Genomic DNA, 15,730 nt, shown 5'->3' on the forward strand with positions numbered 1-15,730 from the left:
GGTTTACCGCTTGACATATTAACTTCGCCTCACATTAAATTTTACATCGCCGCCTAATCAAAAAATGGAGAGGACCAATGAGGACCTACCCGATAATTTTTACATTAATAATTAACTTATTTTCTTCAAGTAATACATTCGCCAATAAAAGCATGGATAACATATTAGAGGATTCGAATTATAATTCGCTAAAATCCGTATCCGAACGTTCAATAGCCAATAAAGATATTTCTCGCTCAGACTTAGTTCAACTCACAAATAGAGCGCAGTTTCAAGTAGAAGAATCTAACGCATCCATACAGGCAGATTTATCTGTTGATGGTCAATCAGTAAGATTTATTACAGAAAAATCTCAGAGTAACCCAGACTTTCTTAACATAACCATCAGGGTTGCTAGCGCGAACTACAATATAGAGTTAGATCTCGAAAACTCCGAGTATGTAGTGTCTGGTTATGGCTCAAAACTTGGTATTGAAGGAAAACTACTTATTGCCGCTATAGCTTGGAAAATGGAAGAGAATAACTGGCATAAATCCGAAAACTTATACAAATCCAAATCATATAGGATCGCCAACTGGTTCTCTGAAATGCCAGCAGGAATGATAATGCATACTATTGATTCAAGAACCAAGCCAGAGAAGGGCGAACCAGACTCTAATAATAGACAATCCATTGTACCCCAAATATAAGTTTTAGCCCTTTGACCTTACCTCCCAACTTCAGGGAAAGCAGCTGAATCCTCACAACTGCCACCTTTAAGTCCGACAATACCTCTATACGAACTTGGTGATTCCCCAGCTATTCTTTAATCGCCAGGGTGATAACAAAAAACTGCTGCTTCTGGATTATCACTGCAGTGCGGGTGTAGATTTTGAACGCTATATCAGTTGCATTTCACAGGCCTTCCAGCGTGGAAGTATTCAGGATGGGCACCGACTTCTTGCTCCTGGCCTGCCACTAAGAGAACTCGCTTAAGCTCTTAGGCGGACTGTATAAGCGGGACCTTCTTTGATTTGTGGATCTCTACCAAATAAACCCTTTCAGCCTCTATATGAATGTTCAGTGCTATCTTCCGGCGTAACTCGTAGAGCGGTTTCTATTACTTTTCCATGTGCTCTACCTTTATTGCTTGACAACCTACATTGCCTAGCATGTCAGCGATTGGTATGCCACGAGAACAACAATTGCCCAAATACTTGGCACCTTCGCTTGCTGCCCCAATGCGCAATATACAGAGGGAATTACATTTATTTGTGGCATGAGCAATAAAAATTACTATGGTGAGGGATATGTAATGGCATCAACCTTAATATCTAGAAAATCTCGCAGCATACCTCGCAGACATAAAGTCGAAGGACCTACAGGTTATAAGCGCAACAGCATTTACCGAATGATTAAAGAGGGCAGCTATCCTCATCAGCGACAAATAGACCCAGAAGCCGTGGGCTGCAAAAGCCAGGAAATCAAGATTTAATAGCAGAACATAATGCTAGGTCGAAGCCGAGCTGCTCTCTATCTACGGCCATCATTGAATAATTGCCTGTTAAAGAGCAAAGCGAAGGCCTGACAGGAGACTGAAGATTCTTGAAACGAAAAAGCCCGGCATCAGCCGGGCTTTAAAATATGGCGGTGAGGGAGGGATTCGAACCCTCGATGCCTTTCGACATACACACTTTCCAGGCGTGCTCCTTCGGCCACTCGGACACCTCACCAAATTGTCACCCTCTGCGAGGGCAATCCTCTTTTCAGAGGAGCTCCCTCTTTAGCAAAATCTTCAAGGAAATCAGGAAGATAGCTGCTGTCTCATCGAGAGAGCGCGCACTTTACCCAAATGTTTCCGGTTGTGCAAGTACTAATTTGCTTTCCACTGTGAAAAAAAATCATCCACTTGTAAATCCGGTGCCTGGCGTGCCGCTTTATCGGGGGTTCCACAGTAGATAAACCCATCAATTCGCTCATTTTCAGCCAAACCCAAACCTTGGGCAACCTGGGGATTATGGGCTAATGGTCCGGTGCGCCAGTAAACACCCACCCCTTCGGCATAGGCGGCTGTGAGCATTGCCTGCACCGCCCCTGCTGTGGACATATGTTGCTCCAGGTGGGGAACCTTGGGGTGTTCCTGTAACCGTGTAATTGCCACAATAATCAAGGGGGCGCGCAGGGGCATCGCCAAGGTACGTTGACGCTGAGCTTCAGTTAGGGGATCACCTTCAGACTGCTCAGCCGCTTTTAGAAATATTTCCCCAAGGCGCTCGCGCTCTTGGCCCTCTACCATTAGAAACCGCCAGGGGCGTAGGCAGGCGTGATCCGCTGCTCGCAGTGCTGCGCGAAAGATATTTTGCCGCTGCTGCTCATTGGGTGCAGGCTCGACCAGCTTGCCCGTTGAAACTCTATTATGCAGGGCGGTCAGGGCATCCATCGTTCTCTCCATTTACTGACTGAGCGCTGAGTGTACCCTAACCCATCTGCGCAGCGCATACGTACGCCCTACATAAAAACCCTGTACAGGCATCGGTTTTTTAGCAATCTGGCTTTTGTAGGAGTACACTTCGCCCAGTAAATCACTGCGCAACCACTTGCTCCCAGAACTTTCCGGGACCAATCTGTGGCCTGCCTGCGGTTTGTTTATTACTGCTTAACGGACAAAAAGATAACCACAAATGCAGGACCAGCTTGAGGGGAACAAAGGGCGAAATATCAGCCCTCATTACTCGACTTATTTTCGCTGCCTAATTCTTTTTGCGGCTGCGGGAACCCTGGTAACTGCAATCGAGTGGTCATCTTCTTGGCAACCGGACAAACTGCTCAATGTTGGTGCAGCGGCTTTTATGCTGGTTTATTGCACTTTTGCTCAATTCATACTCTACAGATCCCGCGATAAGAAGGCTTATAAAACCCGTCGCATCCTGAGATTTTCCGATACCGTATTGGTAGGCATTACCGTTGCCCTGGCTAATTTCAGCATGCTGCCATCTCTGTTATTCATTACGATGGTTCAACTCAATGCGCTTTCCCTGGGAGGGGGGCGCCAGTGGTTTGAGCACAACACCGGCCTTTTAGTCGGCGTGGTACTGGGTTACCTGATGCACAGGCCGGCATTATTGATTAACGCCGACCTCACCATAAGCACCATGAGCCTGATTGGTATCCTGGTCTACCTCTGTGCCTATGCCTTTTTTACTCACCGCCAGATTGGCAAGCTCAAGGAAGCCAACCACGCCCTGGCAACAGAGCAGCGCGTAAGCAAGGTGCGCTCTTACAAACTCTCCAAGTATTTGCCACAACGCCTGTGGCGCTCCGTAACCACCGGCGATGAAGAAGCACTGACTACCCAGCGCAAGCTGCTTACGGTGTTCTTTTCCGATATCAAAGATTTCAGCCAGTTGACCGAAGAGCTCGAAGCGGAAACCTTTACCCTCCTACTCAACAACTACCTCTCGGAGATGGCCCGAATCGCAGGCCAGTATGGGGGCACCATCGACAAATTTATCGGCGATGCGGTGATGGTGGTCTTTGGGGATGATGAAAGTAAGGGCCCCAAATCCGACGCCCTACGCTGTGTGGCTATGGCTTTGGCGATGCGCAAGCGGGTGCGGGAAATGAAGCAGGAGTGGTACAACAAAGGGATCTCACGCCCTTTGCAGGTGCGCATGGGCATTAACACTGGCTATTGCACCGTGGGTATCTTCGGCACAGCCAACTACCAGTCTTACACCGTAATGGGCACCCACGTGAACCTGGCTTCCCGCCTGGAAGGCGCAGCACAGCCGGGGGAAATCCTGATTAGCCATGAGACCTGGGCAATGATCAAGCACACTGTTATGTGCCGAGACAAAGGGCATATTACGGTGAAGGGCATCAGCACCCCGGTTAAAGTCTACCAAGTCACCGACTTGCGCAAGAATCTCGGCGGACAGCAGAGTTACCTGGAGGAGCACGCCCCAGGCTTTTCTATGCACCTAGACCTGGATAAGATTCGCAACTACGACAAGGTCAAGGTACTGCAATCCCTGGAAAAAGCCACAACCAGCCTTAAAAGCAAAGTGATTATCTGAGCTTAGGGACCCGTCACATTGTGGTATGCATTCTCATTGCCAGGTTCCCCATGATCCAGGCAGTCCCCAAGACAATAATCAGTAAAATCAGCGTTGAAAAAAGGATCAGAGCCAGGTTATCCCGCCCTTCCTTTTGCGTTGTAACATTCAAGAAGCATTTGAGCTGTACCGCCAATTGGGCTACCCCAAGCAAACCTACCAATATAAGTACACTCTTGTATTCCTTACCCAGAGCCAGTACCGCCCAGAATGCAGCCAACGTAAACACAACCGACAGCACATACCCGGTAAGATAGGTGCGCAAATGTGCGGAAAAACCGGATTTTTCAGCCATAGACCCAGCCACCAAAATAAACTACTGAGAAAATCCCAATCCAAATCAAATCCAGGAAATGCCAGAACAGCGCCAACCGTAAAAAGCGCAACTTCACCAAATCAGTCATGCCCACTGTAAGTACCTGTGCGATCATGACCAGCATCCACAGGCAGCCAAAGCTGACATGTAAACCATGTAGGGGCACCAAACCAAAGAAGGCTGATAGATATCCGCTGCGCTGGGGCGTCCCTCCCTTGGCTGCCATTTCAGAGAAATCGAGCAACTCAAGAGTTAAGAAGCCCAGCCCCAACAGTAAAGTCACCACCACCCAAAACAGGAAACTGCCCTGGCTGCGCTGGTGCTTCATGGTGATAGTGGCTATCCCCACAGTGAGACTGCTGGTGAGTAGCAACATGGTCTGCGCAAAAAGACTGCCGAAATCAAATAGCTCTCTGGGACCAGGGCCGCCTGCGGTCGCACCAATCATGGTGATATAGATAGCGAAAACGACCCCGAAAAAAATCAGGTCGCTCATCATAAAAACCCAGAATCCAAAGATCACCATATCCGGGTCTTTATGAATGGCTCCAGGGCTCTCTCTCATCCCCTTATTTAGCGCTGATGAATTCCCGTTCATCGGTAACTAATGCTCCAACTTAGCGTAGCCATGGTTTTGCGGAGTATTTTCCAGATCCCTGCCCACCGGTTCGGTATTTTTCACTAGCGTCAGCCATTTCTCCGTATCCTGCTGTACCTGGCTCGCCGGAATAATTTGCTCACTGTCCCAGCGGAAGGTAGAGGCGATCACCACAATGATAATGGCCAGAACAGAAATCAGGGCCAACCACCACATGTACCAGACCAATGCAAACATCAGGATGCCGCTCAGAGCGCATAGAATAAATCCCAAAGGGTTATTCTTGGGCATCTCTATATCCCGATAGACTTTTGGCGGTAAATAAGCACGCCCCTGCTCCTTAGCCTCATTAAATTCATCCCGGTCCGTTACCCTCGGCAGTTCCGCAAAATTGTAGGAAGGTGCAGGGGCTGGGATCGACCATTCCAGAGAGCGCCCATCCCAAGGGTCCCCCACAGGAACACGATTTTTCTTGCGATCCCGTAAACTGACCAGCAACTGCAATACCAGGCTGATCAATGCGCATAACACCACCATGGCCCCGATAAAAGCCACCACCATGTAGGGCTTGAAAGTCAGATCCATATAGCTGAATGAGCGCCTTGGCATCCCCAGTAATCCTGCACCATAAAGGGGAAAGAAAGTGAGCATAAACCCGGCTACCCAAAGATATGCCGACCACTTACCCAAGCGCTCATCCAGGCGAAAACCAAACGCCTTGGGGAACCAGTAGTTATATCCGGCCAGCAAACCAAATAGCACTCCTGGAATTAGCACATTATGGAAGTGCGCCACCAAAAACAGGGTATTGTGTACTTGGAAATCTACCGTGGGGTTCGCCAGAATCACTCCAGACAATCCACCGATCACGAATAAAATCAAAAATCCGATGGCGTAAATCATTGGAGTGGTAAAACGAATTCGCCCGCGATACATCGTCGCCATCCAATCGTAGACTTTGACCCCGGTTGGCACCGCGATCAGCATGGTGGCGATACCAAATACAATATTGATGGTGGGACTCTGCCCCATGGTAAAGAAGTGATGAAGCCACACGGTAAAGCTCAATACGGCAATAGACATGGTGGCAATTACCAATGACTTGTAGCCATATAGGCGCTTGGCGGAGTAAGTGGAGAACACCTCAGAAAAAATACCGTATGCCGGCAGTACCAACAAATAGACCTCCGGGTGTCCGAACAGCCAAAATAAATTGGCATAGTTCATCATATTGCCACCGAGATCATTGGTGAAAAAGTGAAAATCCAAATAGCGGTCGAAACCAAGCATTAACGCCGCAACACTGAGTGGCGGCATAGCAAAAATCATCAAGATGGAGGAACACAATACCGTCCAGCAAAACATGGGCATACGGAAAAATTTCATGCCCGCAGCACGGCATTTTAAAATGGTGACGGTAAAGTTAATCCCCGTAAGAGTGGTACCGGCCCCGGAAAATACAATCGCCCACACCCAGTAGTCTGGTCCCACGCCGGGATTAAAGTCCGCCCCCGTATAAGGCGGGTAAGCAGACCAGCCCCCAGTAGAGAATTCCCCCACCACCAGCGAGACCATCAACAGAATCCCAGAAGACACGGTGACCGCCAGGCTAATCTGGTTAAGTACTGGGAAAGCAACATCGCGAGCACCAATCTGTAATGGCATTACAAAGTTGACCAGACCCACAACAAAAGGCACGGCAACAAAGAAAATCATAATAGTGCCGTGGGTGCTAAATAGCTGAGCGAAGTGATCTGCGTAGAGGAAACCATCTGGGGCAGCAGCCTGCTGTGCCCGCATCACCATGCCTTCCAGCAGTCCTCTGGTCATCATCACCAGGGCAAAGACTATGTACATGATGCCAATTCTTTTATGGTCTGTGCTGGTCAGCCATTCAGACCACAAAGTGCCCCATACGCGAAACCAGGTCAGTAGAGCGAGGATGGCGATGGTGGCAAAAACAACAATGGCACCAGCTGTACTGGCCACCACTTCACTCACCGAAAAATCGGTAAACAGCTTGCTGAAAACGATAGAATCCCAGCCCAGCTTTCCCAGCCAGCCATAGTCGGTAATATTCATGGCTGCGCACCCTCTGTTTTATCCTCACCCTGACCAAACTTCACCGTGCCGGGCTGCTCTTCCATACTAAGGGGCTTGCCCGAGTGATATCGCATAACAATGCCTTGAAATAGCTCGGGATCGGCAATGGTAAAATAGAGGGCATTGCTGGGCATTTGAGGCGTGGCCAACTGCTTCTGCATCTCTTTGCGGGTACTTCTTTCAGCCAGGCGATTATAGGTCTGAGCATCCAGCTCAATCCCCCTGGCGCGGACCTGCGCCACCCAGGCCTGAAAATCCTCTTCACTTTTAATCAATACATCAAATTTCTGCTCGGTAAATCCCTTGCCGGTATATTGGGTGTTTTCACCCTGGGTTTTACCATTCTTAGTCGCAATAAAATTGAGTCGTGTGGTCATGCCCGGCATCACATAGATCTGCCCCGCTAACGCCGCAATCCAAAAAGACTGCATCACGGTATCGCTGGTTAAAACCATGGAGACCGGAGTGTGTACAGGAACAACCAGTTCACCTACTGTGGCAATTTTTAAGTCTGGGTAGATAAACAACCACTTCCAGTCCAGTCCCACCACTTGCACTTGGACAGGAGGAAATACGCCTTCTATTTCCTCATAGGGGTCCAGAGCAATGGTTGCGCGCCAAAGCATAAAAGAGAGAACAAAAATCACCATAAAGGGAACACCCCACATGACGACTTCCAAAGGGCCGTAAGATTCCCACTTGGGCGCATAAATACCTTTTCCCTTCTTACGGCGATATTTAAAGAGAATAACTGGCACCAGAATAAACACGGGCAGCACCGCTACCATGGTAAGTGCTGTCGCCCAGAAAAAATGGGTTTTCTGTTCATGGGCAACGGGCCCCAAAGGCATCAGAAAACTTTCAGTGGCAGAGCTTGAAGAGGGAATCAAAAAAAGAAAAAGAAATGCGAAAAGAAGGAATACTAACCAGAAGGATCGGTGCTCAATACATCCCCAGTAGCGAACCCAGTATTGCACAAACCTGACAGGGGCCACGGTATTCCAATCCATTGCAATGCCTACCGACCTTAGGATTCAGCAGGCATTCCTATCAGATTACCCGCCACAAAAAATTCACCGTACACATAAACCACATCAGGTGCTCAGCACACTCTTCCGTACGGCTCTTCTCACCAGAATAGCTGAACAAATTATGTTTTAACTTCACCTACCCCGCAGTAGGAAATGGTTTGTGGTGGCCAACTCCATGAAACGATGGCATCAGCGCCTAGAAAACACCATCCTTCATCATTTGTTGAATAACTGTTTCCACATATTCCAGGGCATCTCCCTCCCTGGGACGGCGAATTTCCCCCATCATATAGTTCGCCAGGAAACTTTCGGATTCCAGAGACCAATACACCTCTTCCGATGGCGCAAAATATAAACGGGTTTCGACAATGGCCACTTGAGAGTTGGAAACATTCCTATTCAGTTGTTTAAAGCTGATCAACTGTGTCACCAATAGCGTGTCAAATTGATATTCAGCCAGGACGTCAGCCAGCTCCCCCATCGTGGGAACCTTGCCATCGGCCGCAACATCACTCCATGAGAGGGCATTCACGCCGTAGCGGCCCAACTGCTCCACCCAAATACTCTCCACATAGATGCCAACTATTGGGCGAGGAACCAAGGTAAAGGCCAGGACCAAAGTTTTTCCCAGCGAGCGCTCTGCAACCAGCGGCGAATGCCAAGTGTCAGTCACCACTGTTCTCGGTGAATTACAGGAGGTTAAAAAACCGCATAGCAAAATAAAGCGCAACATTATTGATATCGCACATTTGAAACCACTAGAACGAGATGCGGCTGGTGAACTGGGTCCGCCAGACTGAACCATAGGCTCCATCTTTGTCCTCCCTGGTTCCATAAAGGGCCTCAACGCCAAACAGCCAATGCGGCGTCGGGGTCCAGGTCAGATTAATACTGCTGTATTGGGTTTGATAAAATGAGGAGCCCGGCTGGAAGTCCAGATTGTCCTGATGCACCAGCCCATAGGTTGCCACGGTATAGAGGCACGGGCTCCACCAGTGTTGATAAGCCAAATACCAACCCAGAGTTGGAATCGCCTCCAGCCGATTATTGACGAAGTCATAACTCGCGTCGGGGGGCTCATCATCCAGAAGGCTTCCATAGCCATAGCCATAGCTAAAGGAGTAGGAGGCAAAATCCGGCGCAAGCCTACCGGGCATATCAATCACGCCACTTAAATTGATACCCCATCCCGTATCCGAAACAGCAGACTGTGGTTCCCCACTGCCACGCAGGTCCCTCAGGATAAAACTGCCCTGAAAGTTAATGCGGTCTGTTTGGGAAATAACCGCTACCACAAAGTCCGGCCAGCGAGACACTTCCAGTGCATTCTGAAAAACCCGATCAGTTGGCGCATCCAGGGAGACTTGTAGGGTGAGAGTTGGATCATATTTACGGCTCCAACGTGCAACCGGACGCATGAGCGCTAACAGTGAGTTGGGCCCTTCGTAATCCAGGGTGTTTGGTGAGGCGGTTAAATTACTGAACGTGGACCAGTCGAGGCCCAGCCGTAAATCTCCGCCCAGCAAAATATCACTGACCTGGCCGTATGCTTTGCGCAGGCGCAGCAGAGGCTCACTGACTGTCGGATCCCGAAGGAAGTCCATAGAAAATTCATTTTCGATTAAACGGCCGCCCCAGGGCGTTCTTGACTTGAGCACCAATCTCGATACCTGAACGGAAACATTGGTCTGACCATCCTCACCCTCCGCTGCGGTTCTATTGCTGGTGACAATAGCACTGGTCGTGAACTCAGCCGGGCTGACAATGGCGCCGGTGTCATAGTTAGCATCCAGCTCGGCGAAGCCATTAATTTTTATTCGAGTGCGACTGCCGAGCACAGGGATAGACCCCGGCCAGTCGGTCGGTACACTGGAAATGATTTCTTCGATATCCGTCTGTTCCGGATGCTTTGGGTCTCCCCTGGCCCGAGGGGGCGGTAGGGAGCCAGGCGGGATATCTTTACGTATGAGCTCTAATTGATCGCGCAAATCATCGAGCGCAATGCCACCCACGGGCTCACTATATTCTCTCGATGGAGGAACTGACGGCATTGGTACTGCCGGAACTGGCGCAGCCGGGGAATTTTCTGGGGGCCTCGCCCTGCGCAGCTCCTCCACCTGTTGCCGCAAAGCCTCTAGATCAGCCTTTTGCTGCCGGATTTGCGCTTCCTGTGACTCGAGTTGGCGCTGCTGCGCCTCGATCACCTTCATCAACTGATCGGCTTCAACATAAACCTGGGCATTGGCGGGAGTGGAGGAAATAATTTGGATGAAAACCACAAGCACAGCGGGTAGCGCTGGAGACTGTGTTTGGATTTCCATATCTAGGGGGCCTATGGATCTGTGTAAATCATTGGCGATACATCAATTGCAGCTTATTTACTTTTTATCGAGCCAAGAAAAGTGAATAGCCACTAATGTAACTGCACAGGCCCATCGATAGGCTACATCCAATGCGCCTGCACCCAAAAAGCTATCCAGGAAAGCTTAGCCCAAGCGGGAACAGCGCCACGTGTGACACAAGATTTAAGGCCGGAGTGTTTTAATGCTGTGGGATTTGACGATATTGGCCACAGAAATACCTGAGACCAATATCACCTGTATTAGCAATAATTTACTGACGGGCGAAGCGCGGCGGTAGAGGCTTCTCAATACGGGTGGAGCGCAGCGGGTTGATATCCAGCCCTCCCCTGCGGGTATAGCGGGCACAAACTGTTAACTCGGAAAAGTCCGCAAGGTTTTGCAGATCGCAAAAAATCCGCTCCACGCAGTGTTCATGAAAATCCTGATGCTCACGGAAGGAAATAATATAGGCCAATAGCGCTTCGCGCTGCAGCATCGGCCCCTTGTATTCCACCATTACCGTCGCCCAATCCGGCTGGCCGGTAACCGGGCAATTACTGCGCAGCAAGTGGCTGTAGAGAGTTTCAGTAACCTCCACACCACTCTCTTCCACCGCCAGCAGTGTCGAGTCCGGCTGGTATTGCTCTACGGCAATATCCAGCTGGTCGAGACAGAACCCTTGCGGCCTCTGCACATCCAGGGAGATATCTTCCACCTCCAGCAGGGTCACTTCCACAGCCATACCCACCGCAGCGCTTAGATCTCGCACCAGGGTATCCTGAACCAGCTGCCAGGAATCAAAGCGGCTTTGGTTAAAGGAGTTTAAGTACAATTTGAAGGACTTGGACTCCACCATACAGGGGCTTTCCGCGGGAAAGCTGAAGCGCGCCACCGCCACTTGGGGTTTGCCCCTGGTATTGAGCCAGGAGAGCTCAAATCCCCACCACTCATCTTCCCCAAAAAATGGCAGGGCGCCAACGGACAGCCCCAGTTGGGCTCGGGAAATGGATCGCTGAATCGGGTGCAGTAGCTCTGGGTTATAGCTGGATTCGTAAACGGTTTCCCGACCCAGCGGGAGGTTCTGCCAATCTTCTCTGCTCATACTCAACCTCAGTGCCTCAATCGCTTGCCGTGACTCATCAGGTAAAGTCCCCAGCTGGCGAGAAGCGCAATAAAAACCAAGACCCCAACAAATGCCCAGGCCACATTAATGTCGGAAACGCCCAGGATTCCATAGCGAAAGGAGTTCACCATATAGAGAATCGGGTTCAATTTCGACAATCCTTGCCAAAAGGGTGACAACAGATCGATGGAGTAGAAAACACCACCCAGATAGGTAAGCGGGGTCAAAACAAAAGTGGGAATAATCGATATGGCGTCAAAGCTGTTGGCATAAATCGCATTGATAAAACCCGCCAGGGAGAATAGCGCCGATGCGAGAAACACAATAGCGATGGTGACTCCCAGGTGTTCGACTCTGAGAGAAGTAAAAAACATCGCTACTAGAGTGACAATCAGGCCTACAACCAAGCCACGCGCAACACCGCCCAGTACATAGCCAGCCATCACCGCCCAATTTGGCGTGGGCGATACCAGCAGCTCCTCAACACTGCGCTGAAACTTAGCACTGTAAAAAGAGGACACGACATTGCCATAGGAGTTGGTGATCACTGACATCATAATCAGCCCAGGTACCACAAACTCCATATAAGGGTATCCACCCATTTCCCCGATACGGCTGCCAATAAGAGAGCCGAAGATCACAAAGTACAACGTCATGGTGATCACCGGCGGCACCAGGGTCTGTGGCCAGATGCGCATAAAGCGGCGCACCTCCCGGCGGAAAATGGTGCTGAAGGATATCCAGGTCAACTTACCGCTCACGAATCCAACCCCTCTTCTTTTTCCTCGGACAACATGGAAATAAACAATTCTTCCAGGCGGTTGGCACGGTTGCGCATACTGGTCACGGTAACGCCCTGGGCCTTGAGCTCGACAAAGACCTCTGTCAGTGACTGCCCTTTTTCTACAGTGATTTCCAGGGAATGATTATCCAACAGGCAGCATTTAAACCCCGTAAGCTCCGGAGCCTTACTTAGGTATTCGCTGCAGTCGAGAATAAATGTCTCGCGGTTGAGAGTCTTCAGCAGGGACTTGATAGAGGTATTCTCAACGATAACGCCCTTATCGATAATGGCGATATTGCGGCACAGGCTCTCCGCCTCCTCCAGGTAATGGGTAGTGAGGATAATGGTGGTACCCCGAGCGTTAATTTCCTCCAGGAAGCTCCACATGGAGCGACGCAGCTCGATATCCACCCCAGCAGTAGGCTCATCCAGAATCAGTAGTTTTGGCTCGTGAATCAGTGCCCGTGCAATCATCAGGCGGCGCTTCATCCCCCCAGACAGCATACGCGCCTGGGTGTGTCGCTTATCCCAAAGTCCCAACTGCTTCAGATATTGCTCTGTGCGCTCCTCTGCCAACTTGCGCGGCATTCCATAGAATCCCCCCTGAGTAGCCACAATATCGAAGACTTTTTCAAACTGACTGAAATTGAACTCCTGCGGCACCACGCCTAAAAGACGCTTGGCAGCGGCAAAATCACTGTCGATATCGACACCAAAAATCGACACGCTACCGGCAGTCTTGCGCACCAATGAGCAGATAATGCCAATAGTAGTGGACTTACCTGCACCATTGGGGCCCAGCAGAGCAAAGAAGTCCCCCGGCTGCACTTCGAAGCTGATCCCTTTCAGGGCTTGGAAGCCGCCTTCGTAGGTTTTTTGCAGGTTATGGATAGATAACGCGGCGGTCATTGTGAATTCCTATGCTGAAGGCGCCATTCAACGTGCTTGCCCGAATAATTTCAACCGGCGGAAACACAGGGAAGCCCAAAGCCGCGGAGGCGGAATTCCAGGCGCACAGTCGCACTCCGGCAATACCAGTGCAAGTAATAAACTTAGAAGCAATATATCGGAAAATAAAAAAGCCGCTCAATCGAGCGGCTTTTTTATTTTGGAGCGGGAAACCGGGTTCGAACCGGCGACCTCAACCTTGGCAAGGTTGCGCTCTACCAACTGAGCTATTCCCGCGTTTTGTGTTGGCCCGGCAGCATTGCTGCCGGGCCGTATTGGCATCCCCAAGGGGAGTCGAACCCCTGTTACCGCCGTGAAAGGGCGGTGTCCTAGGCCTCTAGACGATGGGGACAGAAACTTTGCACTACAACCTCTTCGGTCCCGTGCTGCCACGCTGTCCATGGCTTTGCCACCTCGCGGTGACTTTACTTTTGAATGGGGCCAAAGATCCATCCAAAAATAAAATTGGAGCGGGAAACCGGGTTCGAACCGGCGACCTCAACCTTGGCAAGGTTGCGCTCTACCAACTGAGCTATTCCCGCAATTTGACCCGGTAGCATTGCTACCGGGTCGTATTGGCATCCCCAAGGGGAGTCGAACCCCTGTTACCGCCGTGAAAGGGCGGTGTCCTAGGCCTCTAGACGATGGGGACAGAAACTTGCACTTCGACCTTATGGTCCGGTGCTGCCATGCTGCCCATGGCAATGCCACTGATTTCTCGGTGACGTGCTTTGTGAGCTGACTAGAGATCGTCTCGCAAAGCGGAAACTTGGAGCGGGAAACCGGGTTCGAACCGGCGACCTCAACCTTGGCAAGGTTGCGCTCTACCAACTGAGCTATTCCCGCGTGGCATCCCCAAGGGGAGTCGAACCCCTGTTACCGCCGTGAAAGGGCGGTGTCCTAGGCCTCTAGACGATGGGGACCCAGAAACCTTCTGTCGTTTCGCTGCGTTTTAAAGTGTAGCTCTGCGTCAGAAGTGGGGCGCATTCTATGTACCGTTCGGGATACTGTCAACACCCGAATTGAATTTTTTTTCTTTTATTGTCAAATACTTACCTAACACTGCCGGTTGCGGGAAGATAATTTAGGCGTCAGAGGGCTCTCCGTACTGCTCGCTGAGTACACGCAGGTGCAGCTCCTCAATAAACTCACGAATACGCTTTGCGTTGGCCCCTAGGTCACTGACTCCCACACGGGAACTGGAACGCACGTCCACCCGCGAGCCACCATCATCTTCCGGCCGTACTCGCACCACGATGTCGTCGGTAAAGCCTAACAGCAGGGTTCGGTCGGTTGCCTCGATATGCCCCTTCTCCGGTTCGTAAGACACAATCTTCCAGCCCAGCTTCTTGGCAACCTCCGCCGCCAGCTCAGTGGTGCGGGCAACAGGCATATGGACATGCAGTGGATAGATGTCGGAATAGATATCGGTTTCACGCTGCAGGCTCGCCACAGGCTCGCCGCCGTATGCGGCACTATTGTCCCCTGGCTTACGCAAGTCGAGGACTGCTTGGTATGCCGGGGGGTTGCGGGTATCGGTAGTGATATCGTGGATTTTTGGCGCATTGAAATTATCTTTGCCCACCGTAATGAGGGGCACAGCTACTGGCAGCAGTCCCAGCAACGCAGCCCAGAGGGCATTGCTGCGCGCCTGGGGCCTGTGATTGCGCGACCCCCAGACAAACACCAGTAAACTCACCAGTGCGACAGTCAGTGCCGCCCCACCCGCGTAAGTAAATATCATGAAGACCAATTCGAAGCGCAACAATCCGAACCGCAGTGCCATGCCTGCGAGCACAATAATCCCGAGTAGCCCCCACTGCACCCTAAGTAGCCAGCGGCTCCAGTGTACTCTCCTCACTTGCCCTCCTCTTCGCCGTCTTCGTTGAACTCCTGGTCCAGCCTCACCGACAAGGAATTGACACAGTAGCGAAGGCCGGTTTCAGTAGGCCCATCATCGAACACATGCCCTAGATGACTGTCGCATTGACTGCAGCGAATCTCGATACGTTCCATACCAAAACTATTATCGGCTAGCTCTCGAATAATCCCCACGCTAAATTCCTCATCGAAGCTGGGCCAGCCACAGTAGCTCTGGAATTTTGCTCCCGCATCAAACAAAACCTCGCCACAACAGCGGCAGCGGTAGAGACCTTTGTCAAAAACATCCCAATATTCCCCGCTAAATGGCGCTTCTGTCCCCCCTTTGCGACAGACCTCAAACTCCTCATCTGTCAGCTGATCTCGCCAGTAGTTATCGTCTTTTGCTTTTGCCATACTGTCTCGTTCCGTTTTAATCGTTCTCGCAGGAGCGGTAACCGCCGCCAGTGGACATCCCGCCTATCGCGCAGCTCGCTCGCGGCTGAGGCTGCTCCTGCCAAGCTACAGGGC

The 15,730-nt window shown here is 50.8% G+C and carries 15 protein-coding genes and 7 tRNA genes; 3 read left to right on the top strand and 19 right to left on the bottom strand.

Going from position 1 to position 15,730, the window contains the following annotated elements:
• The first annotated feature begins 77 nt into the window (after positions 1–77).
• Together ACJJIO_RS02585 and ACJJIO_RS02590 are read left to right on the top strand one after the other, a co-directional pair.
• Positions 78–689, top strand: a complete 612-nt coding sequence (locus tag ACJJIO_RS02585) for a hypothetical protein (RefSeq protein WP_444910058.1) — start codon at positions 78–80, stop codon at positions 687–689.
• 605 nt (positions 690–1,294) lie between these two features.
• On the top strand, positions 1,295–1,474 hold the full coding sequence (locus tag ACJJIO_RS02590) for an AlpA family phage regulatory protein (RefSeq protein WP_444885486.1): 180 nt from the start codon (positions 1,295–1,297) through the stop codon (positions 1,472–1,474).
• A 150-nt stretch (positions 1,475–1,624) separates the two neighbouring features.
• On the opposite strand, the gene ACJJIO_RS02595 is transcribed toward ACJJIO_RS02590, so the two are convergent.
• Both ACJJIO_RS02595 and ACJJIO_RS02600 read right to left on the bottom strand, forming a co-directional pair.
• Positions 1,625–1,712, bottom strand: a tRNA-Ser gene (locus ACJJIO_RS02595).
• A gap of 140 nt (positions 1,713–1,852) precedes the next feature.
• Entirely contained in the window at positions 1,853–2,419 is a 567-nt protein-coding gene (locus ACJJIO_RS02600) for a nitroreductase family protein (RefSeq protein ID WP_444910059.1), read from the bottom strand.
• 241 nt (positions 2,420–2,660) lie between these two features.
• Here ACJJIO_RS02600 and ACJJIO_RS02605 point away from each other — a divergent pair, with 241 nt between their 5' ends.
• Entirely contained in the window at positions 2,661–4,055 is a 1,395-nt protein-coding gene (locus ACJJIO_RS02605; protein WP_252085299.1) for an adenylate/guanylate cyclase domain-containing protein, read from the top strand.
• 13 nt (positions 4,056–4,068) lie between these two features.
• Here the strand turns inward: ACJJIO_RS02605 and cyoD are convergent, their stop codons facing one another.
• The 17 genes from cyoD to msrB form a co-directional block, all read right to left on the bottom strand.
• A complete protein-coding gene (gene cyoD, locus ACJJIO_RS02610) occupies positions 4,069–4,389 on the bottom strand; it encodes a cytochrome o ubiquinol oxidase subunit IV (protein WP_252085298.1) in 321 nt (106 codons plus the stop codon).
• A complete protein-coding gene (locus ACJJIO_RS02615; RefSeq protein WP_252085297.1) occupies positions 4,382–5,008 on the bottom strand; it encodes a cytochrome c oxidase subunit 3 in 627 nt (208 codons plus the stop codon). The genes cyoD and ACJJIO_RS02615 overlap by 8 nt, the downstream gene beginning before the upstream one ends.
• Positions 5,009–5,014: 6 nt before the next feature.
• Positions 5,015–7,090, bottom strand: coding sequence for a cbb3-type cytochrome c oxidase subunit I (locus ACJJIO_RS02620; protein ID WP_444888549.1), 2,076 nt, complete (start codon positions 7,088–7,090; stop codon positions 5,015–5,017).
• Complete coding sequence (locus tag ACJJIO_RS02625) at positions 7,087–8,121, bottom strand: ubiquinol oxidase subunit II (RefSeq protein WP_444910060.1); 1,035 nt, start codon at positions 8,119–8,121, stop codon at positions 7,087–7,089. The genes ACJJIO_RS02620 and ACJJIO_RS02625 overlap by 4 nt, the downstream gene beginning before the upstream one ends.
• A 217-nt stretch (positions 8,122–8,338) precedes the next feature.
• Positions 8,339–8,815 carry a hypothetical protein gene (locus ACJJIO_RS02630; protein WP_444888547.1) on the bottom strand — a complete coding sequence of 159 codons (477 nt, stop codon included), beginning with the start codon at positions 8,813–8,815 and terminating at the stop codon, positions 8,339–8,341.
• Between the two features lie 85 nt (positions 8,816–8,900).
• Positions 8,901–10,463 (bottom strand): hypothetical protein, encoded by a 1,563-nt coding sequence (locus ACJJIO_RS02635; RefSeq protein ID WP_444910061.1) that lies wholly within the window; start codon positions 10,461–10,463, stop codon positions 8,901–8,903.
• 292 nt (positions 10,464–10,755) lie between these two features.
• Positions 10,756–11,586 (bottom strand): NADPH-dependent 7-cyano-7-deazaguanine reductase QueF, encoded by an 831-nt coding sequence (queF, locus tag ACJJIO_RS02640; RefSeq protein WP_444910062.1) that lies wholly within the window; start codon positions 11,584–11,586, stop codon positions 10,756–10,758.
• An 8-nt stretch (positions 11,587–11,594) separates the two neighbouring features.
• Positions 11,595–12,368: an ABC transporter permease gene (locus ACJJIO_RS02645; protein WP_444898621.1), complete on the bottom strand. Its 774-nt coding sequence runs from the start codon at positions 12,366–12,368 to the stop codon at positions 11,595–11,597.
• Positions 12,365–13,300, bottom strand: a complete 936-nt coding sequence (locus ACJJIO_RS02650) for an ABC transporter ATP-binding protein (RefSeq protein ID WP_252085290.1) — start codon at positions 13,298–13,300, stop codon at positions 12,365–12,367. Before ACJJIO_RS02650 ends, ACJJIO_RS02645 begins: the two co-directional genes overlap by 4 nt.
• A 200-nt stretch (positions 13,301–13,500) precedes the next feature.
• Positions 13,501–13,576 (bottom strand) — tRNA-Gly (locus tag ACJJIO_RS02655).
• Between the two features lie 39 nt (positions 13,577–13,615).
• A tRNA-Glu gene (locus ACJJIO_RS02660) sits at positions 13,616–13,691 on the bottom strand.
• Between the two features lie 114 nt (positions 13,692–13,805).
• A tRNA-Gly gene (locus ACJJIO_RS02665) sits at positions 13,806–13,881 on the bottom strand.
• A gap of 34 nt (positions 13,882–13,915) precedes the next feature.
• Positions 13,916–13,991, bottom strand: a tRNA-Glu gene (locus ACJJIO_RS02670).
• A 118-nt stretch (positions 13,992–14,109) separates the two neighbouring features.
• Positions 14,110–14,185: transfer RNA gene (locus ACJJIO_RS02675), tRNA-Gly, on the bottom strand.
• Between the two features lies 1 nt (position 14,186).
• A tRNA-Glu gene (locus ACJJIO_RS02680) sits at positions 14,187–14,262 on the bottom strand.
• Positions 14,263–14,423: 161 nt separating this feature from the next.
• Positions 14,424–15,200 (bottom strand): DUF1499 domain-containing protein, encoded by a 777-nt coding sequence (locus ACJJIO_RS02685; RefSeq protein WP_444910063.1) that lies wholly within the window; start codon positions 15,198–15,200, stop codon positions 14,424–14,426.
• Positions 15,197–15,616 carry a peptide-methionine (R)-S-oxide reductase MsrB gene (msrB, locus tag ACJJIO_RS02690; RefSeq protein WP_252085288.1) on the bottom strand — a complete coding sequence of 140 codons (420 nt, stop codon included), beginning with the start codon at positions 15,614–15,616 and terminating at the stop codon, positions 15,197–15,199. Before msrB ends, ACJJIO_RS02685 begins: the two co-directional genes overlap by 4 nt.
• Positions 15,617–15,730: the final 114 nt, after the last annotated feature.

The sequence above is a fragment of the Microbulbifer mixtoriginis (SeqCode) genome, from assembly GCF_052467235.1.